The organism is Micromonospora vulcania, from assembly GCF_042658605.1.
GTDB lineage: Bacteria > Actinomycetota > Actinomycetes > Mycobacteriales > Micromonosporaceae > Micromonospora > Micromonospora vulcania.
The window spans coordinates 232,056-251,784 of record NZ_JBHSQS010000003.1; the positions used below are offsets into that span (position 1 = coordinate 232,056).

Here is a 19,729-nt window from a genome sequence, read left to right on the forward strand (position 1 = left end):
CCCGAGCATGGCTCCATGATTCATAGCCCCGGGGCAATGCGTGCCTGAGCGACCAGTCACGCCCGACGATGCCGCCATCGAGCGCCCGCCACCACCTGAGCTGCCCCGCGAGCCGCGCGTCGGCGCTCCCGACGCCCGCGACGCCGACGGTGGCGACGGTGCCGACGGCCACAAGAACCACGACCCCTACCAACCCCTGTAGGCGGAGGACCCCCATGAAACTCAAAGCCCTCGCGGCTTCGCTGGCCGCGGCGGTTGGCCTGAGCCTGATCCAGGCACCACCGGCGTCCGCCGCTGAGCCGGATCCAGGCGCCCCCGCCAACAAGATCGCCCCTAACCTGAAGGACCGGTTCCGCGCGCAGCCGGTGTCCGACTTCTGGATCACGTTCGGCACCGAAGCCGACCTTGAGCCGGCCAAGAAGGTCACCGACTGGGCCGCCCGTGGTCAGTTCGTCTACGACGCGCTGACCGCGGCGGCGAAGAACTCCCTGGCATCCGTCTCCAGCGAACTCGACCGGGCAGGCGTCAAATACACCTCCTACCCGATCGCCAACACGGTGCTCGTCAAGGGAGGCAACGAGAAGCTCGCCCTCAACGTGGCCTCGAAGGCGCAGGTCGCCGAGATCCACGCGACGCCGCAGGTCGCGCTGGTCAAGCCCGTCGACGAGAAGAGCCCAGCTGAGCAGGCTGCCCGCCCGGCCGCCCCGAAGGCCGGCGCGGAGGGCACCTCCACGTGGGGTCTGGACGCCATCCACGCCCCGCAGGCCTGGGCCATGGGCGCCACCGGCGCGGGCATCACCGTGTCCAACCTCGATTCGGGCGTCCAGTTCGACCACCCGGCCCTGATGCACCAGTACCGCGGCACGAAGCCCGACGGCACCGTCGACCACAACTACAACTGGATGGCCACCCGGGGCACGTGTGCGGATGCGCCGTGCGACGACAACGGACACGGCACGCACACCATGGGCACCATGGTCGGCGACGACGGCACCAACCATGTCGGTGTCGCCCCGGACGCGCAGTGGATCGCGACGAACGGCTGCTGCGACAGCACCGGTGTCGAGTCGCTGCTCCAGTCCGGCTGGTGGCTGCTCGCCCCGACCGACGTCCACGGGAGCAACCCGGACCCGTCCAAGCGCCCGCACGTCATCAACAACTCGTGGGGCCAGACCGACGAGCACAACTTCAACGACTTCTTCCAGGCCATCGACGATGCCTGGAGCGCCGCCGGCATCTTCAGCGTCTGGTCGTCGGGCAACACCGTGCCGTACGCGGCCTGCGACACCGTCTCCTCGCCCGGCTCCGCCGAGAGTGCCTACTCCGTCGGCGCCTACTCGTCGGACGGCACGCTCGCGTTGTTCTCCCGCAAGGGCGAGGGTGAGGGTGGCCGGATCAAACCCGAGATCTCCGCACCGGGCGACGGCGTCCGATCGTCCTACCCGAACAACAGCTACGTCGAGATGTCCGGCACCTCGATGGCGGCCCCGCACGTCGCCGGCGCCGTCGCGGCGCTCTGGAGCTACGACCCGACCCTCATCGGGCAGGTCGAGGAGACCCGCCGCCTGCTCGCCGAGTCGGCCGTCGACGTCGACGACACCGAGTGCGGCGGCACCGCCGAGGTCAACAACAAGTACGGCGAAGGCCGGCTGGACCTCGTCCGCCTGCTCGAGCTCGCGCCCCGCAAGGGCGGCACCCTCACCGGTGTCGTCACCGCCAACGGCGCTCCGGTCCCCGCCGCCGAGGTGACGATCAGCGGACCGTTCAGCCGGTCGATCGGAACCGACAAGGACGGCCGGTTCACCACGAACCTGCCGGTCGGCGACTACCAGCTCAGCACCAAGATCTTCGGCTACCTGACCGCGACCGCCAACGTCACGATCACCCTCGGCCAGGACACCTCCGTCAAGCTGCCGCTCACGGCCGCCGCGAGGCACGACATCAGCGGCAGGGTCGTCGACGACAAGAAGAAGCCCGTCCCGAACGCCGACGTCTCCGTCAAGGACACGCCGCTGAAGTCGGTGCGTACCGATGCCAACGGCGCGTTCACGATCGGCGCTGTCCCCGAGGGCGGGTACACGCTGAACGTCAAGCCCAACGCCTGCTTCTCGCCCACGAGCCTCCCGCTGACCGTCGGCGCGCAGAACGAGTCGCGCGAGATCCCCGTCGGGCTCGTCGTCGACGAGGGCGGCTACAGCTGCGCCGTCTCCGAAGGCGAATACCTGCGCGGCACCGCCCCGGTCGCCTTCACCAACGGCGTGTGGGCGACCGTGCAGCTGCCGTTCCCGATCGCGCTCTACAACGGCAGCCACGACACCCTCGGTATCAGCCTGCGCGGCGTGATCTCCCCGGACACCAGCACCGGACCCGGTAGCGGCGGTGCGGGCATCTTCCCGTTCTACGTCCAGACCCCCGTCGAGTTCGCCCCCGGTGGAGGAGTCTTCACGGCAGCCACCAAGGTCAACGGCGAGGACGCGTTCGTCGTCGAGTTCCGCAACGCCAAACTCTGGGCCTATCCGGACCGGTCGGAGTACACCGAGCCGGTCAGCTACTCGGCCACGCTCACCCGCTCCGGCACCGTGACCTTCGGCTACGGTGACGGCATCGGGGCCGACGACCCGGTGACCGCCGGCGCCCACGCCGTTACCGGCATACAGGGCTGGGCCGGCGTCGACGGCATCCGGTTCTCCGACAGCGCCCCGGTGCTGCGCGACGGGATGATCGTCACCTACGACATGCCTGACTTCGGGTACCTCGACGCGACCGTCGTCGACAAGAACGACGGGCTGCCGGTGGCCGGGGCCAAGGTCTCCTTCACGAACAAGTCTGGGCTCGTCGAAACCGTCACGACCAACGGGACCGGCATCGTGCACCGCCAGCTTCCCGTCGGCGACTACACCATGACGGTCGACACGCCGAACTACACGACCGCGGCGTACCCCTTCTCCCTCGACAAGCTCTACGCGAGCGTCAAGATCGACGCGCGTCTGACCACGGGCGTCGCCGACCTGAAGGCCGACGGCCTCGACGCCGTGTTGGGCACCGACCAGAACGGTGTGGGCTCGCTGACGCTGACCAACAACGGTTCCGCCCCACTCACCTACAACCTGGGCGAGGCCGCGCGGCACCCCGACCTTGACGCCGCCGGCACCACCGGGCGTACCGGGAAGGGCGCGGACAGCAGGATCGACCTCGCCGCGTGGAAGACCGGCGCGAGCGGCATGAAGCCGTCGAACGTCGACGGCACGGCGGCGACGGCGAGCGCAGCGGAAGCCCAGGCGGCCGGCAAGGTCGGCGTGACCTCCGGCGGAGACGTCATCACCCGGATCGCCATCCCGGGCAGGATCGAGGACAAGGAGCCCTCCGGCATCGGGTACGACGGTGACGTCTGGGTCCACGACTACAACGCGCGGACCAACACCGCCTACACGGTGACGGGTAAGCCGACCGGGAAGGTCTTCGACGCGTCGTGGAACCCCGCGTACCGGGCGTTCGACATGGCACTCGACACCAAGACCGGTGACATGTGCCAGATGGAGGACAGCCCGGCCAGCTACATCCACTGCTTCAGCCGGGAGACCGGGAAGGAGACCCGGCAGGTCAAGGGTGACTGGTCCACGCTGCAGCTGACCGGGCTCGCCTACAACCCGACCGAGGACGTGTTCTACGTCGGTGGCCGGGCGAACGGCATGATCGGAACCGTCGCCGGGACGTCGCACGACAACCCCGGCGCGCTGCTGTCCTTCTGCGCCCCGCCGCTGCCCGAGGTGATGGGCCTGGCCTACAACCAGGCGTCCGACACCATCTGGTACACCGACCTCACCTCAAACCGGCCCACCCGCCTGCTGCAGGTCGACCCCGACGACTGCTCGCTGGTGAACGCGTGGTGGTTCCCGGGCCAGAAGGCCGGCCAGGGCGGCGGCCTGGAGACCGACTCGACCGGTGCGCTGTGGGCGGTGGACCAGGTCGCCGACGACGTCGTGCTGGTCGACGTCGAGGACGACCTGCTCACCGACCTGCCGTGGCTGTCGCTCTCCTCGGCCGGCGGCACCCTCGCCCCGGGCCAGTCGACGACCGTCAAGGTCTCGATCTCCTCGAAGGGCGCCAAGCCGGGAGTCCTCGGCGCGAACATCGTGGTCAGGTCCGACTCCGGACGCCAGTCCAAGACCTACGTCCCGGTGACGCTCACGACCACGAAGTACCAGGTCGGCGTCAACGCAGGCGGCGCGAAGTTCACCGACGGCTCCGGCTACACCTGGCTCGCCGACCAGGCCGCCGGTAAGAAGGCGTGGGGCTACGAGGGGAAGACGAAGGTCGCCGCCACGACGGCTGCCATCGCCGGCACGACGGACGACGCCCTGTTCCAGTCGCAGCGCACCACGCCCGACAAGCAGCTGTTCTACCGCTTCCCCGATGCGCCCAAGGGCACCTACGCGATCGATCTCGGCTTCGCCGAGATCGAGAAGGTGGCCCGGGGCAAGCGGGTGTTCGACGTCCTCGTGGACGGATCGCTGGCGGAGTACGCGTACGACCCGGCCGCGGCCGTGGGGCCGAACACCGCTGACTGGCGCACCGCCGTCGTAAAGCACGAGGGCGGTCCGCTGACCGTGGAACTGCGAGGCTCGAAGGGACTGAAGGCCCCGACCATTGCCGCGCTGCGGGTGACGCTCGACCCGCGTGCGGACGCGGCGGAGCCAGATCCCCAGCCCGAGCAGCCGGAGCCGGGCCCGGTTCCGGTCGCCCGCGCCGGTCGCTCGTACTCGATGAAGGTGACCGACGGGCTCTACCGCCAGGGCACGGAGGAGTCCGGGTGGCACGGCGACGACCTCTGCGGCGTGCTGTGGTTCGACTCCAGCTTCCTGGCACCGTTCTACGACACGGCCTGGGACGGCGTGTGCGTGACGACGAACGGCACGCTGACCTTCGACCGCGCCAGCACGCCGGGGAACAACACGGAACTGCCGTCGCCGTACCCGATCGACGCGGTCTACCCGTTTTGGGACGACCTCATCGTCGACGACGAGGCGGGCATCTACTTCGGGACGACCGAGGTGGACGGGCTGGCGGCGCAGGTCGTCGAATGGCGCAACGTCGCCTTCTACGATGACCGGACGGCTCGGGTGAGCTTCTCGGTCACTCTGGTCGCGGACGGCCGGATCCAGATCGGGTACGGCGACGGCGTCGGCGGTGACAACCCGCTCACCCGCGGGTCGTCGGCGACGGTCGGCGTGGAGAGCCTGAACCGCAACCCCGCGAGCCAGTACTCCTTCAACCAGCCCATCCTGAAGGCCGGCCTGGGGCTGGAGTACACCCTCCCGTCCGCGGGCACGATCGAGGGCACGGTCACCGACGCGAACGACAGCAAGCCGATCGCGGGCGCGATCGTCACGCTCAAGGGGCCGAACGGTGAACGGGTCATCACCACCGATGCGAAGGGCCGCTGGAAGGCCCAGGCGCTGGTCGGTGAGAACACCGTGCAGGTCGAGGCACCGAACTACGTCACTGCGAGCCACCCGGTGACCATCGCCAAGAAGGATCAGGCCGAGGTGGTCAACACGGCGTTGACCACGGGCATCGCCACCGTCACCGCAGGTGACCTCGACTGGCTCGTCGGCCCGAACCAGAAGGCGACCGCCGACGTGACCGTGACCAACACCGGCTCCGCCCCGCTCGACGTGCGGGTCAGCGAGCAGGAGCGCACCAGCGACGGTGGGCACGAGGCCGCCGACCTTCCCTGGTTGACCCTCACGGGCTCGGCCGCAACCGGCACGGTCACCCTCGCGGCGGGTAGGTCCACCACGGTGACGGTGACGGCGGACAACGCCGGCATCAAGCCCGGCGTACTGGTCGGAGACGTGCTCGTGTCGTCGAACGCCGGCAAGGGCGAGACCCAGCTCAAGCCGGTCCGCCTGGCGACGTCCGCGTACTGGAAGGGCGTCGACGTGGGCGGGTCGGGGTACGTCGATGCCGACGGCTTCTTCTGGGCGCCCGACCAGGCGCTCGGCTCGCGGCCCTGGGGCTACGTCGGCGGCAAGGCGCACGCCACCAAGGCCAACATCGCCGGTACCGAGGACGACGCGCTGTTCCGCACCCAGCGGACCGGCGATACGTTCAGCTATGTGTTCAAGAACGCCCCCGCCGGCACGTACCGGATCGGCCTCGACTTCGCGGAGATCGAGAAGGTCAAGGCCGGCAAGCGTGCCTTCGATGTCCTGGCCGACGGCAAGGTCGTGCTCTACGACCACGACGTGCAGGCGAAGGCGGGTGCGCTGACCGCTGACATGAACACGGTCACCGTCGAGCACACCGGTGGCGATCTGAAGATCGAGCTTGTCCGCGACAAGGGCGAGAGCGACCCGATCCTCAACGCCCTCAAGGTTCAGCAGGACCCGCGCCTCTGAGATAGTCACACCTGTTCACCAACAGTGGTCAGGGCCTCCTCGGAAGTTCCGGGGAGGCCCTGACCGCGACTACGGATCGCATCACCGGTCGAGCGCGTCGGCCAGGCGCCGCGCCTCGGTGACCAGCCGGCTCGACCCGCCGCGGGCGGCGACCTCGGCCAGCCCGGGAACGTCGATCCGGGCGCCGGTCGCGCGCGCCGTCTCGGCAGCCAGGGTCAACAGGTCCGGGGTGCCGCGCGGGGCCTTCGCCGCCGCGAGCAGCGCGGGCAACGCGGCGGCGAGCAGACGCCAGGTGCTGAGCGGGGCACCGGCGGCGGCCGCGTCGCGCAGCGGCTGCAGGGTGCGGGTCAGCGTGAGGTCACCGACGGCGGCGAGGACGCCGAGGTGGGCCCCCGCCGTGCGAGCGTCCAGGTCGCCGGCGGCAGCCAGCATCAGCAGGGCGTCGACGGCGGCGACCCGGTCGGACTCGTGCCGGGCACCCAGGCCGTACGCGAGGGCGAGGTCGACGGCGGGACCGCCGTCGCCGCCGCACTCAGCGAGCAGCGGCAGGATCGCGGCGCCGCCAGACAGGTCCTGGTCGGCGGCGCTGGCGATGTCGGGCAGCGCGTACGCCGCGACCAGTCCCCGGTAGCCGGGCAGCACGGCCGGCCAGAGCAGCGCCGCGCCGCCGACGTAGCTGTCCACGGATCCGGCCGGCACGGTGAGCAGGCCGAATGGGTCGTCCACGCCCTCCGGTGGGCTGACCAGCACGTGCGTCCGCTGCCGGGGCAGCTCGTCGTACCCCCAGTCGAAGCCGTGTCGGCGCTCCCGGCGGGGCAACGTGACCACTCGCTGTTCCGGGGTCGGCAGGCCACCGGCACGCAGCCATCCGGCGAGCCGGTTACCGGCGCGCGTGCCGAGCGCCGCCGCCCTGGCCGCGAGGGGCTCGTCGACCCGCGCGGGCAGCCGTAGCAGGGCCTGCGTCAGGTCCACCTCCCACGCGCCGCGCTCGCCGAGCCGGGTGAGGCGGTCGTACAGCACCTCCGGGTCGATGGCGCCGTTCGCCGTGGTCGGGGCCGCGAGCAGACCGGGGTGCCGGGGCGAGCCGACGCGATCACCGATCTCGGCCAGTCGGGCGCGCAGCAGCCGGTGCGGCGGGGGTACCCGTGGATCGAGGGGCGGTCCGCCCGGCGTGCGGTGCCGCAACGCCGCCAGCATCGCGGCCCACCGTCCCCGCCGTACGCCCCCCTCGATCGGGTCGGCCGCCGCGTGCAGCACCCCGCCGAGGAGACCGCACAGGCAGCACGGATCCCACGGGTGCTCCTCCGCGCCGGCGCGGTGCCGCCGCAGCACCGGAACCAGGGCGTCTTTCAGCCGGGCCCGGTCGCCACCGGCGAGCCGGACCACCGCGTCGAGGACCCGTTCCAGACCGGACGCCGTCGTAGGGCCGCCGAGCAGGGAGGCGACCTCCTCCGCGAGTTCGTCCGGGTCGGTGATGGCCGGTGGCGCCGGCAGCGGGCCGGCCGGTGGCGGCAGATCGTCGCCCACCGCACCGACCACGAACCGCGGAGCGGCCACGTGCCCGTGCCGGGCAGCCAGCGTGCCGGCCCGGTCGCGGACGTCCGCAGCCGGGTGGTCGACCGCTGTCGCGATGACCTCGGCGATCTCCGCCGCCCGGTCGGGGTGCCGGCGGGCGAGCTGGTCCAGCCAGCCGAGCTGGGCGCGGACCAACGCCTTGTCGGGCCGGACGAGGACGGCCCGCGACGTGTCGAGCAGCCCGTCGACCTCCACGGCGTCGAGAGTCCGCAGCGTCCTCTGCGCCATCGACGCCACGGACCCGGGGGCGTCGGCGAGCAGGCGCAGGTAGTCTCCGCGGTGCCGGTCGACCTCGCTGGCGGTGGGCTCCAGCAGAGCGTGCAGGGCGACGAACGCGCGCAACGCGGACGGCCGGTCGCCGCGCAACAGTCGGCTCACGCAGCCGTCGAGCAGCAACGTCCGGTCCAGGCGGCCCTCGCCGGCCAGTCGCGCCAGCGCGCGCGGCAATGCGAGCTTCTCGTCGGTCATGAACTCGTCGAAGGACATCCGCGTCCCGGCGCCGTCCACCTCGAACAGGCGCGGCACCAGGGCGTCGAGGAACACGTCCGCCCGTAGCCGGTCCACCAGCGGGACCGGTCGCTGCCACTCCGGCGGCCACGCCAGCCGGGCGAGCCACCCCTGCACGAACTCCTCACCGGTGGGTGCGACCGCCTTCTCGGCGGTGAGCAGCTCGGCGACGAATCCCCAGCCGTCCCTCGGGTCGTCCCGGCGGAGCCGGTCCGCCAGCCGGTATGCCAACTCGGCCAGCCACGGCACCCCGCGCGTCCGCGCGACCTGCACCACCAGCCCAGCGTCGACGCCCCGCAGCGACACGTTCCGGCGGCCGAGCAGTTCGGCCGCCGTGGCGGCGGTGGGCATGCACCCGACCGCGGCCACCGCCAGGGCCGTCGCCTCGTCGTTCCACCACCAGTTGTCGCGCCGCCGCCGCACGTGGGCAACCAGCCCGTCGGCGAACGACCGCCGCCCCTGGTCATCGAGGCCGTCGACCGCGTCGACGGCCGCGCCGATGTCACCCCGGACCAGGAACTCCAATGGATCGTTCACGCCCCGACCTCCACCGGAGTGGCCACCATCGTCGTGGCGAGCGCATGCTTGCAGGGCCCGCGCTGACCGCGGTGCCGCGCCCACCAGGGGCAGGAGCAGGTGTACGAGCCGTCCGTCCGGCGGCGGACCCGGTAGACCTCGTCGCCGTGGCGTACGGTCGCCGCCTCGCCGTCGAGGGTGACCGCGCCCGCCTCGACCAGCGCCCGCGCCCCGACCAGCCGGGGATTGTCCCGCTCGGCCCTGCCGGCGTCGTACGGCAGCACCCGGTGAAAGTAACCCGCCTCGGCCACGTCGAAGCCGACCCGGCCGGCGGTGCCCAGCTGGGCCAGCGCCGCCCGGACCCGGTCCGCCGAGACCGCCGCCGAGGCGGCCAACGCGTCGACGTCGATCGTCGGGTCCCAGGACAGCAGCGCGGCGACCAGCGCGGCGTCGTCGGCGACGTCGTCCGTGGCGAGCGCGGTCAGCGCGCCGCCCTCGCCGGAGAAACCCCGGTAGGGCTCCGGCGACAGGGTCAGCGACAGCCGCAGCGCGCCGGTGTCGAGTTCCCACACGCTCGGCAGCGGCGGCGAGCCGGCCGCCGCCGGCGGCCCGTACACCCGCAGGGTCTTCGCGTACCGGAGCAGCCCACGCAGCGTGGCGAGCCGTCCGGCGCCGGCCAGGCACACCGCGCCGGGCACCGGGCGCGAGGTCAGCCGCAGTGAGCGCCCGGCTGGCACGACCCAGAGCACCGACCGGTCGTTGCCCGCCGGCAGCCGGCGCAGGAAGGCAGCCGCCTCGGTCGCCGAGATCTCCGCCCGCGGTTCCAGGGTCGCCGCGATCAGGTGGACCTCGGCGAACCCGCGCAGCCAACGCCCGGGCAGCGGCACCTTCTTCTCCACCACCGCGCCATCCATGGTGGACACGGTCAGGTCGTCCGGCCCCACCGACAGGTGCAGCGGGTCGATGCCACCCACCCGGGCCAGTGCCTCCCGCAGCGGCGCGTTCACGTCGACGTTGGTCGTGCCGTGCTCGACGATGTCACCGTCGAACCCGGCTGGCACGACGTCCAGCCGCGCGTACACCCCGCAGCAGCCGGAGAACGACTCGAAGCGCATCCGGTCCCGGCTGCCGGTGACCACGGGATCGAGGCTCGCGGGGCTGACCGGCTGGTGATACCGGGTCCGGGCGACTTCGGCGACAGCCAGGAGCCCGGCGGCTGCCGCCTGCGGAGTCGTCAGGAAGCCGGAGAAGAACCGCGGGTTGGTCGCGGGTCCGCCGCTGGTCTGCAGCGCCAGGTCACCCCGGTGCAGCGTGGACGGCCGGAGGTAGCGGTACGTCTGAAGAGCGCTCACGGCTGCAGAACTTACGACCGACCCCCGACACCTTGTCGGTGCGCGGCGTGTGTAGGCGTGTGGCGAATCGTCATGGGGTCAAGGCGGTCTCCCAGGCCGGCTGCTGGGGCACGTCGTTGTGCACGATGATCTCGGCGTGATCCGTCGGGCGGACCGTGGCGAGGTAGAGCTGCTGGGAGGGGATGTAACGCTCGCGCCAGCGCCGTTCGACCTCGGCCCGAGATGACACCTGGCGCTCTCGGACCACGGCACGATCCACGGTCTTCTCGAGCGCGGTCGACACGAAGATGCGCAGGTCCCACCGATCAAACAGTTCCGGGCGCATGAGGAAGACGCCGTCGAAGACCAACACGGCGTCGGCGGGGGCAGTCGTGACCGGCGGGGACAGCGCGGTATCCGTGGCGCGGTCGTAGACCGCGTGCTGAAATTGTCGATCTCCACCCGGGCCGAGTGGATCGAGCAGAACCCGGTTCAGCGCGTCGTGGTCGTGGGTGTCGAAGTAGCAACCTTCGGCCGAGTACTCGCCGCGCGAATAGCGCTGTGCCCGGGGAAAGAGGAAATCGTCGGCTGTCGCGCGGATGACATCGCGGCCCTGTGTGCGCAGGACGTCGGCGAGCTCGTCGGCGAGCGTGGTCTTGCCTGCGGCGGGCGGCCCGTCGATGGCCACCCGCGTCGGGTGTGCGACCGTGACGGACCCGACTGCCTCAGCGAGGCGGCCAAGCATCTCATCGCGGGTGCCGTGGTCCATGTCCTGCCCCGTCCTGGTCTCGCGGAGGTCGCCGTGTCGAGCCGAGCCGGCCCAGGCTATTCCGAGATAGCAACACTGTCATGCTCATGAGCTCACCACTCTCGCCCCGGCTGGTCGTATCGGCGCGTGATGTTTCCGTGCGGCGACTGGCTCGCTCACTCGGCGGGCAGGCGGTAGCCGAGTCCTCGTACCGTCTCGATCAGCTCGGGCCTACCCAGCTTGGCGCGCAGCGTCGCTACGTGGACCGCCAGGGTGTGTCGGCCCGACCAGGTGGTCTGCCAGACATCCAACATGATGCGTTCGCGGGTGAGCGCGAGGCCGGGCCGGCGGGCCAGCGAGGCCAGGATGTCGAATTCCTTGCGGGTCAACGACACCGGACGGGTGTCCACGTGCACCGTGCGAGCCAGCAGATCGATCCGCAGCCCTCCGACGTCGATGACGTGACCGGGCAGCGGAGCCTGCCGCACTGTTCGCCGTAGCAACGCCTCGATGCGCGCGTGCAGCTCGGCCATCGCGTAGGGCTTGCCGACGTAGTCGTCGGCACCCATCCGCAGTCCGGTGATTCCGTCCCGTTCGCACCGCGCGACCGCGATGATGCCCAGCGCCGGGTTGCGCCCCCGGAGGGTCCGGCACACGTCGAATCCGTCGCCGTCCGGCAGGCTCAGGTCCAGCAGGACCAGGTCGCACGGGGCCGCCACGAGCGCCGCGGCGGCGGTCGAGGCCTGTTCCACCTGATAACCGCGTCGCCGCAGCGTCGAACTCATGACCGCGGAACTCCGCAGGTCGTCCTCCACGAGCAAGATCCGCATCGCCCTCGCCTGTCACTGTCGCGGTGCCCTCCCGCCGTGGGCGAGAGCAGGATCGGCACCCGGACCAGGGCGGCCGGCGTCGTCGTGGATGCACCTCGTCAGTCCCGAACGGCGGGCGGCCGTTCGGCTGCGAACTAGACCCGACAGCGCTGAGCGGGCACTGATTTCTGGCTGAGGCGGCAGGTCGGGTGGGCGGACGCCGAGGGCGCGAAGCCTCAGCGTCCGCCCGGGGGCGGGCGACGGGGGAGCGCCCGACCGCTCAGGTACCGGCGGCAACCGTGGCCGCGACGGGCCGTTCGGCGCGGCGCTGGCCGGGGTGACAGGTCATGTTGCACACCGTGTTTGTCCCCGCACCGAATACTGTTCGGGGAACGACTCGCAGTCGAGGCGGCGCGATCGAACTTGAGAGAGTCTTGACGTACGTCCCAGCTAGGGCGTGTCCTGCCGATCAGGGGCTCCGTGGAGCGTCCGGGGCAGCGCCGACACTGAACCGAATGCCATAGTGCCGCGATGAAGGCAGACCTGCACAGTTACTTGAAGGGCGGCCGTGACGCGCTGCTGTGGAAGCTCGACGGGCTCAGCGAATACGACATTCGGCGTCCGTTGACCCGGACCGCAACCAACTTGCTCGGTCTGGTGAAGCACGCGGCAGCCATGGAGATCCTCTATTTCGGCGCCGTTTTCGCCCGGCCGTTCGAGCAGGAGCTGCCGTACGTCGGTGAGGGGGCGGAGACCAATGCGGACATGTGGGCGACCGCAGATGAGACCCGCGAGGAGATCGTCGCGCTGTACCGCCGTGCGATCGTGCACGCCGACACCACCATCGAAGCCCTTGCACTGGATGAGGTCGGCCGCGTGCCGTGGTGGGGCGACGCAGCGGTCACGTTGCACCACGTCCTGGTCCACGTCATTGCGGAAACACAACGGCACGCCGGCCACGCCGACATCGTGCGCGAACTCATCGACGGCGCGGCCGGGCTGTTGCCCAGGAACGACAACCTGCCCCCCACAGACGAGTCATGGTGGCTGGACTACCGCCAGCGAGTGGAGCAGGCTGCCCTCGACGCAGCAAGTACCCACCGCTAGCAGACCGGCAGGACGCGCCCTAGCCGAGCAATGCCGCCTCGGCGGCGCCGATCTCGCGGAACAGCTCGTGTGCCTCTCGCAACCGGGGCTGGGCCGACGACGGGCGGCCCAGGGCCTCGTACGCGTAGCCGATGGTCGTCAACGTGCGGGCGTACGCCAGGCGTTGTCCTGCCCGGCGTTGGACGCGCAGCGCCTGGCGGCCCTCGACGAGGCACGCCGCGGCATCGCCGAGGCCCAGGCTCGCGGCGGCGAGGCGGCTTCGTGCCTGACCGGCCACCAACGTGTACCCACCGGTGCGGGCGGCCGCTATCGCACTGGTGGCGTACTCGTGGGCTCTGTCGAACTCCTTGCGGGCCGCGGACAGGTCGGAGAGCAGCATCAGCGCCTCGACTCTGGCGCGCTCGTTGCCGGTCCGGTCCACCCCGGCCAGCACGATTTCGAGCCGACTGTTCGCCTCTGACAAGCGGTTCTGCCGCAGCAGTACCTCGGCGAGCGCACTCTGGGTGACCACCTCCAGTCGGCCGTCCGGCAGTCCCTGGACGATGTCGAGGCCGAGGTTGAGCACCTCCTCGGCCTCCGCGTAGCGTCCCGCGTCGGTGTGCACACGGCCGAGCGTGGTCAGCGAAGCGGCCTCCTCGTGTCGGGCGCCGATCGTATGGCCGATGCGTACCGCCTCCTCCGCTGCCGCCCGCGCCTCGTCGAGCCGGCCCAGTTCCCGGGCCACCAGCGCGAGGTTCTCGCTGACCACGGTGGCCCCGAGATGTTGGCCGGTTTCCCGCAGCAACCACATCGCCTGTTCGCCGTGCCGTGCCGCTGCGGCCAGGTCGCCCACCTCCTCGCAGGCGGCGGCCAGGTTTGCCAGTGTGCCGGCCTCGGCCCGGCGGTCGCCGATCTGCCGGTCGATGGCGAGGGCCTGCTCGAAACGGTTGATCGCGGCCCGAGGTCGGCCCAGCTGCGCCAGGGTGATGCCGATGCTGCAGTGCGCGGCCGAGGCGCCGACCTGCCAATCGGCCCGCGCGGCGAGCGCCGCGACCGCCTCGTACTCGGCGCGGGCGGCGCGCAGATCGCCGGTACGCCAGTTCAGCAGTCCCAGGCTCTGCCGTAGCACCGCCTCGCCGCGCAGGTCGCCGTCGTGCCGGGCCGCTTTCAGCCCGGTGAGGGCGATCGACCGCCACTGGCTCAGCGGCGTCCGCATGCGCAGGAAGTCGTATGAGACATGGGCGAGTTGCCATGCCATCCGGTGTCGGCCGTCGGCAGCCGCGTGTTCCAGCGCCGCCACCAGATTCGCCGATTCCGCAGCGAGCCACTCGCGGGCGGATGCCTGGTCGTCGAGCTCGGGCACCTGCACGCCGGGCGGCGGTGGGTCCGGCGGCAACCGTAGCCGCGACGGGCCGTTCAGCGCTGCGCTGGCTCGGGCGACAGCATGCAGGTAGAAGTGCAGCAGCCGGTGCACGGCGGCGGCATTGTCGGCCGCGTCGTCATGTTCGGCGGCGAGCTGTGCCCCGTACTCGAGCAACAGGTCGTGGCTGACGATCCGGGCTGTCCGGGTGATCCGGATCAGGTGCAGTCGGGCCAGGGCGTCGATGAGGGGATCGAGGTCGTCGCAGGGCAGGCCGGCCAACGCCGCGGCTGCGGGAACGGCGAGACCGGCCGGTGCCGGCACCAGCCCGAGCAACCGGAACACCCGGCCCGCCGGGGCCGGGAGTGCCTGGTAGGACAGCTCGAACGCGGCCCGGACGGCGGAGCTGTCATCACCGTCGACCCGTAGCTGCGAGACCCGGCCCCGAGCGATCAGCTCGTCGAGGTGCCTGCGTACGCTCACGTGCGCCCGGTCGGCCAGGCGGGCGCCGGCGATGCGCAGGGCCAGCGGCAGGTGCCCGCAGAGCTCGGCCAACTCCCGGGCAGCAACCGGCTCGGCGTTGATGCGCTCGGCCCCGGCGGTGCCGACGAGCAGTTGGACCGCGTCGGCGGCGGGCAGGACGTCGAGCGTGAGCCGGGCGGCACCGTCCCGGGCGATCAGGCCGCTGAGCCTGTCCCGGCTGGTCACCATGACGAGGCAGCCCGCACCGCCCGGGATGAGGGGTCGGATCTGGTCGGCGTCGGAAACGTTGTCCAGTACGAGCAGGACCCGCCGGCCGGCGAGCGCCGAACGGTACAGCGCGACCTGCGCGTCCGCCTCGGCCGGTATCCGGTCGGCTGCTACGCCCAGCGCGTCCAGCAGGAGCGGTAGCGCCTCACCGGGGGTCCGGCGGGGACGCGGATGGAACCCGAGCATGTCCACGAACAGATGCCCGTCCGGGAAATGATGCTGGACGCCGTGCGCCCACCGCACGGCCAGGCTGGTCTTCCCCGCTCCCGCGGGGCCGCAGACGACAATGATCCGTGCCGCCCGCGCCTCCAGCAACTCGTCGAGGACGGTCATCTCCCGTTGGCGGCCGATGAAGCCGGGTGTGACCGCTGGTAGTTGCCGCGGCACCTCGCCCGTCGGTTCCCGCGTCACCTGCCCGGTGGGTTTCGCGACGGGCTCGGCGCCGGCGAGCATCGCGCGGTAGGCCTGCTGGAGTTCCTCACCCGGCTCGATGCCGAGCCTCTCGACCAGGCTCTCGCGGACCCGGCGGAACAGGGTCAGCGCGTCGACCCGACGGCCGCACCGGTGCAGCGCAATCAGCAGCGCCAGCGCCAGGCGCTCCCGGACCGGGTTGTCAGCTAGCACGTCGGACAGTCCGTCGATGATGTCGCCGTATCGGCCGAGCCTGAGGTCGAGGTCGGCGCGCAGCTCAAGCGCCGCGAACCGCTCCTCGTTCAGCTGCGGGGCGACGAGTTCGTCCAGCCACGGGCCGGCGACGTCGGCCAACGCCGGCCCGCGCCATCGGCGTAGAGCACGGTCGACCAGTTCCCGAGCCCGCTCCGGCTCGCACGTCCGCGCGGCAAGCAGTAGGTCACGAAAGTGGTGCAGATCCACCGCGGACCGGTCGACGGCCAGCCGATAGCCCGATCCCGCCCCCACCAGCTCAGCCGTACGGAGCGGCGCGTCGACCGAGTTGAGCAGGGCCCGTAGTCGGGAGACACAGCCCTGCACCGCGTTGCGCGCCGAGATGGGCGGCGCCGTACCCCACAGCGCCGTCACCAGGCGATCGAAGGGAACGATGTTTCCGCATTCCAGCGCCAGCATGGCCAGTACGGTGCGTTGCTGCGCGGCCGACGGGCCCAGCCAGCGGGTGCCCTGCCACACGCCAACCGGCCCCAGCAGCCGAAACTGCAGGCCGTCCTCGACTTGGTCCACGCCAGGTCCGTTCCGTAGGAAACCGCGACGCCGGGAATGATCTCACCAACGGCATGCCCTTCCGGACGGCCCATCGACGCCCACCGAAGACTGGGAATCGATACGCCGAACTCTCGTGGCGGCTTTGGTCAAGTTCTCTTCAAGAACGCCTCGGCGCGCTGGACCCCTCGAACGCTCCGCTGAAACGGTGGTCGAAAGGGGCAGGGGCAGCACCGATACCCGAGCGAACATCGATGGTGCTGCGCGTCCGCGATGTCGTGTACGTGGTGCCGTGCTCGGGGCACCGACACCTGCAAATCGTCCTCATGGACACGACCCGAGGAGTGAGCATGACCCAGGAAAAGGGACTATCGCGGCGGCAGATCCTACGGGTTGGTGCCGTGGTGGGATCGGCCGTCACCGTGGTGGCCGTCTCCGGTGAGGCGGCTTCGGCCGACGCTGGAACGAGTGCCACTCAGGCCGGATCGCGCGGTGAGCTCGCCCGCGTGTCGACCGTGGAGGCCGGCGGCGCGGTGGTTGGCACGCCAAAGGTGGCGAACCGCACCGCGATCCGGGCGGCGGAGCGGGTTCCGTTCGCCGGCTTCCCGGACGGGATCGCCCCACGGCCGGGCGACCTGGTCACGGTGACCGACCTGTGGCCCGGCCTCGCCGTGGCCGCCGTGCCGGTGGTGCACTGGGTGACTGGAGTGCCGAAGCGGGACGGCAGCGGCTATGCGGTCGCGGGCCAGCGGGTGGCCGCGTCGCCGTTGCTCGACAAGCGAACTGCGCGGCGTGTGCGGGTCTGCCTCCTGGACACGGAGCTGGCCGACGCCCAGGTCCTCGCGGTCGTCCCCGCCTAGATGCCGCTGATGATCGACGCCGCGGTGCGGATCGTCGCGGCTGCTGTCCTGCTCTACACGGCGGGTCAGAAGCTCGTCGCGCCCACCGCCTTTCGCCGCACGCTCGTAGCGCTCAGGATGCCGCGCCCGCGCGTCCTGTCCGTTCTGGTCAGCGGCGCGGAGCTGAGCACCGCGGTCCTCCTGCTGACCGCACCGCACAGCGGGGTGACAGCCAGCCTGGTGATCGCGCTCGGCGCGTCGTTCGCAGGTGCGGCGACGATCGCACTGGCTCGTGGTGAGTCGGTGCGCTGTGCGTGCTTCGGCGGCGGGTCCGAGGCGAAGCTGGGCTGGACGCAACTCGCGCTGCTCCCGATCTGGCTCACCGTCGCCTGGGCAGCGCACGGCGACTCGTCGAATTTCCTCGTCGGTCCTGACGGGGTCGCGCTGACGGCGCTGGTGCTGTGCCTGGTGACCGTCGTTCGTCAGCTGTTGCCTCTGGCCCTGCGGAGCTGGAGCTACCTGAAAGTGTTGGAGAGTCAATGGGCTTCCTCTGGGTCGTCGTCGCCGCATTGAGCGTGCTGATGGGGATCTGCGTGTTGGCGCTGATCGATCAATACCAAACCCTTGAACTTATCCGTACCTCCCTCAAGCTCGAAGACAACCCGTCGCCGATCCCGATCCCGATGGACGACTCGATCAAGCCCTCCCTGGTGGGGCTCCCGCCACGGCTCGACGCGCAGCCGCATCTCGCGCTGCTCTTCCTGTCGGTGTCCTGCACGACCTGCCGGTCGATCGCGGAAGGCCTGCGTCGCAAGGATCTGGATCTCGTCTGGATCGTCCTGCAGCAGGCGCACTCCGAGGAGGAGGGCCGCGCGTGGCTCGAAGGCCTGAACATGCCGCTGGACCGGGCGACCATCGATGTCGACGAAGGGGTCGCGCGGGCGATCGGCATCGACACCGTGCCGTCGGTGGTCCTCTACCGCTCGGGTGAGGCATTCCTGGCCCAGACACTGCCGTCATTCCGGCAACTGCAACCGCTGTTGAACGCTCGCACCGTCCCATCCCCGCTGCCCGTCGCCAAGGAAGGAACCGTACGGCTATGACCAATCAGATGGAGTGCGTGACACCGACCGAGACGGCGGCGATCACCGATCGCCGTCCCAGCCGCCGATTCGCGCTCATGGGAGCGGCCTCCGCGGTCGTCGCCGGCCTGGCCACTGTGCTGAAGGCATCTCCGGCGGTGGCAGACTGCCTGGGATCGCCCTGCTGTTCGCTGGCCAGCTGCACCCGGTGCCACTACGCGGTCGAACCCGATCGCTACACCTGCCCGTCGGGCTATTACCGCACCTTCTGGACCTGCACCAGCGGCGGCCGCACGTACGGCTGCGGTGAGTGCAGCAAGAGCAAGACCTCGTGCTGGAGCGGTCCCTTCGCCTGCTCGATCTGGTACGTATGGTAGTTCTCTGGACGATCGTGCTCGCCGCGGTGGCGGGCTTCGCTCAACTCTTCAGCCCTTGAGGCCAATCCTTCATCGGAGTCATCCGCCCCTTCGTGCAAGGGGACTCGTCCCGGCTCGTTCGAAGCGGCCTACGCTTCGTCGCCGTACTGTCCGTCGCGCACATCGCCATGGCGGGCTTCGTCACCGCTTCGCTCTACCAGGTCGGCACCCTGTTCGCCGGGCGGCTCGATGCCCGGGTCGCAGTGGGGCTGTGTCTGGTGGCGGCCCTGGTGGCGGCGTCCTTCGACGTGCACGCGATCCGGACCGACTCGTACGCCCCCGGGCTTCGGCGCCAGACGTCCAAGGAACTCGGTCATCGGGAGAACATCCCGTGGTGGGTTCCGCCGATGATCTGGGGCCTGGACACCGGGCTGATGTGGAGCACGTTCCGGGTATCGGCGACCACCTGGGTGCTTCTGATGGCGGCGTTGCTCAACGTCGCTCCGCAGTGGAGCGGGCTGGTGTTCGGTGGCGCGTTCACCGTACCGCTGGTCGTGGCGATTCTCGCCGGTCACGGAAGCGTGAGTGACCTGGGCCGCCCCGGTCCGAGGCGGCTGGTGCAGTCCGCGGCGGTTGGCACGGCGTTGCTGCCGACCATCGTGGTGATCGCGACGTCCGCGATCTGAGGTTCGGCCGGGGCCTGTTGTCGAGGCCCCGGCCGAACTGACACTCTCCCAAGCGCTGCGGCGGCCGGGGTCAGGCGAAGTTGGGCCGTGGGGCGCGCAGCCGGGATTCGGCGGCGGACGCGAGCTGGCGGAGTCGTTCCGTCTGGCGCACGAGCTCGGCGCGGCCGTCGGCGCGCAGTCGGTAGTAGCGGCGCAGCCGGCCGTCCACGACCTGCTCGTGGCTGAGCTCGACCAACCCCTGCGCGACCAGCCGGTCCAGGGCGGCGTAGAGGGTTCCCGGCAGCAGGGTGACGCGCCCGCCCGACACGGAGGCGACCTCCTGGATGATCCCGTAACCGTGGCGCGGCTCGTCGGCCAGCGCGGTCAGGATCAGAAAGGTCGCCTCGCGCATTTCAGTCACCGAGGCAACATATATTGCTGATCAATCTATCGTCAACGCTCGGCGCGGGAGAGAGGCCGTCGGCCGCGACCCGCCCGACGGAGCCGGGCTTGATCCGAGGCATTCACCGG

General features: G+C 70.9%; 14 protein-coding genes. 8 read left to right on the forward strand and 6 right to left on the reverse strand.

Translation table 11 applies throughout. The features are described 5' to 3' along the window. Nucleotides 1-40 precede the first annotated feature (40 nt). Both ACFQGL_RS05940 and ACFQGL_RS05945 read left to right on the forward strand, forming a co-directional pair. Complete coding sequence (locus tag ACFQGL_RS05940) at nt 41-202, forward strand: hypothetical protein (RefSeq protein WP_377506546.1); 162 nt, start codon at nt 41-43, stop codon at nt 200-202. Next, complete coding sequence (locus tag ACFQGL_RS05945) at nt 159-6,401, forward strand: S8 family serine peptidase (protein ID WP_377506549.1); 6,243 nt, start codon at nt 159-161, stop codon at nt 6,399-6,401. Before ACFQGL_RS05940 ends, ACFQGL_RS05945 begins: the two co-directional genes overlap by 44 nt. A gap of 81 nt (nt 6,402-6,482) precedes the next feature. Here the strand turns inward: ACFQGL_RS05945 and ACFQGL_RS05950 are convergent, their stop codons facing one another. From ACFQGL_RS05950 to ACFQGL_RS05965, 4 genes are all read right to left on the reverse strand, one after another. Then, nucleotides 6,483-9,020: a DUF6493 family protein gene (locus ACFQGL_RS05950; RefSeq protein WP_377506552.1), complete on the reverse strand. Its 2,538-nt coding sequence runs from the start codon at nt 9,018-9,020 to the stop codon at nt 6,483-6,485. Continuing rightward, the gene (locus tag ACFQGL_RS05955) at nt 9,017-10,351 is read right to left on the reverse strand and encodes an SWIM zinc finger family protein (protein WP_377506555.1); all 1,335 of its coding nucleotides are present in this window, start codon (nt 10,349-10,351) and stop codon (nt 9,017-9,019) included. The genes ACFQGL_RS05950 and ACFQGL_RS05955 overlap by 4 nt, the downstream gene beginning before the upstream one ends. 70 nt (nt 10,352-10,421) lie before the next feature. After that, a complete protein-coding gene (locus tag ACFQGL_RS05960; protein ID WP_377506557.1) occupies nt 10,422-11,099 on the reverse strand; it encodes a cytidylate kinase family protein in 678 nt (225 codons plus the stop codon). A 155-nt stretch (nt 11,100-11,254) separates the two neighbouring features. Next, nucleotides 11,255-11,908, reverse strand: a complete 654-nt coding sequence (locus ACFQGL_RS05965; protein WP_377506560.1) for a response regulator transcription factor — start codon at nt 11,906-11,908, stop codon at nt 11,255-11,257. Nucleotides 11,909-12,418: 510 nt separating this feature from the next. Here ACFQGL_RS05965 and ACFQGL_RS05970 point away from each other — a divergent pair. After that, nucleotides 12,419-12,994 (forward strand): DinB family protein, encoded by a 576-nt coding sequence (locus ACFQGL_RS05970; RefSeq protein WP_377506563.1) that lies wholly within the window; start codon nt 12,419-12,421, stop codon nt 12,992-12,994. A 19-nt stretch (nt 12,995-13,013) separates the two neighbouring features. On the opposite strand, the gene ACFQGL_RS05975 is transcribed toward ACFQGL_RS05970, so the two are convergent. Next, complete coding sequence (locus tag ACFQGL_RS05975; RefSeq protein ID WP_377506566.1) at nt 13,014-16,277, reverse strand: AfsR/SARP family transcriptional regulator; 3,264 nt, start codon at nt 16,275-16,277, stop codon at nt 13,014-13,016. Nucleotides 16,278-16,606: 329 nt separating this feature from the next. Here ACFQGL_RS05975 and ACFQGL_RS05980 point away from each other — a divergent pair, with 329 nt between their 5' ends. The 5 genes from ACFQGL_RS05980 (at nt 16,607) to ACFQGL_RS06000 (ending at nt 19,219) form a co-directional block, all read left to right on the forward strand. Further along, nucleotides 16,607-17,116, forward strand: coding sequence for a hypothetical protein (locus ACFQGL_RS05980; RefSeq protein ID WP_377506569.1), 510 nt, complete (start codon nt 16,607-16,609; stop codon nt 17,114-17,116). A 9-nt stretch (nt 17,117-17,125) separates the two neighbouring features. Next, a complete protein-coding gene (locus tag ACFQGL_RS05985; RefSeq protein ID WP_377506572.1) occupies nt 17,126-17,668 on the forward strand; it encodes a MauE/DoxX family redox-associated membrane protein in 543 nt (180 codons plus the stop codon). Next, nucleotides 17,635-18,198: a hypothetical protein gene (locus tag ACFQGL_RS05990; RefSeq protein ID WP_377506575.1), complete on the forward strand. Its 564-nt coding sequence runs from the start codon at nt 17,635-17,637 to the stop codon at nt 18,196-18,198. Before ACFQGL_RS05985 ends, ACFQGL_RS05990 begins: the two co-directional genes overlap by 34 nt. Further along, complete coding sequence (locus ACFQGL_RS05995; protein WP_377506578.1) at nt 18,195-18,554, forward strand: hypothetical protein; 360 nt, start codon at nt 18,195-18,197, stop codon at nt 18,552-18,554. Before ACFQGL_RS05990 ends, ACFQGL_RS05995 begins: the two co-directional genes overlap by 4 nt. Nucleotides 18,555-18,646: 92 nt before the next feature. Beyond that, a complete protein-coding gene (locus ACFQGL_RS06000) occupies nt 18,647-19,219 on the forward strand; it encodes a hypothetical protein (protein ID WP_377506581.1) in 573 nt (190 codons plus the stop codon). A 70-nt stretch (nt 19,220-19,289) separates the two neighbouring features. Here ACFQGL_RS06000 and ACFQGL_RS06005 read toward each other — a convergent pair whose 3' ends face one another. Beyond that, entirely contained in the window at nt 19,290-19,610 is a 321-nt protein-coding gene (locus tag ACFQGL_RS06005) for a PadR family transcriptional regulator (RefSeq protein ID WP_377507175.1), read from the reverse strand. Nucleotides 19,611-19,729: the final 119 nt, after the last annotated feature.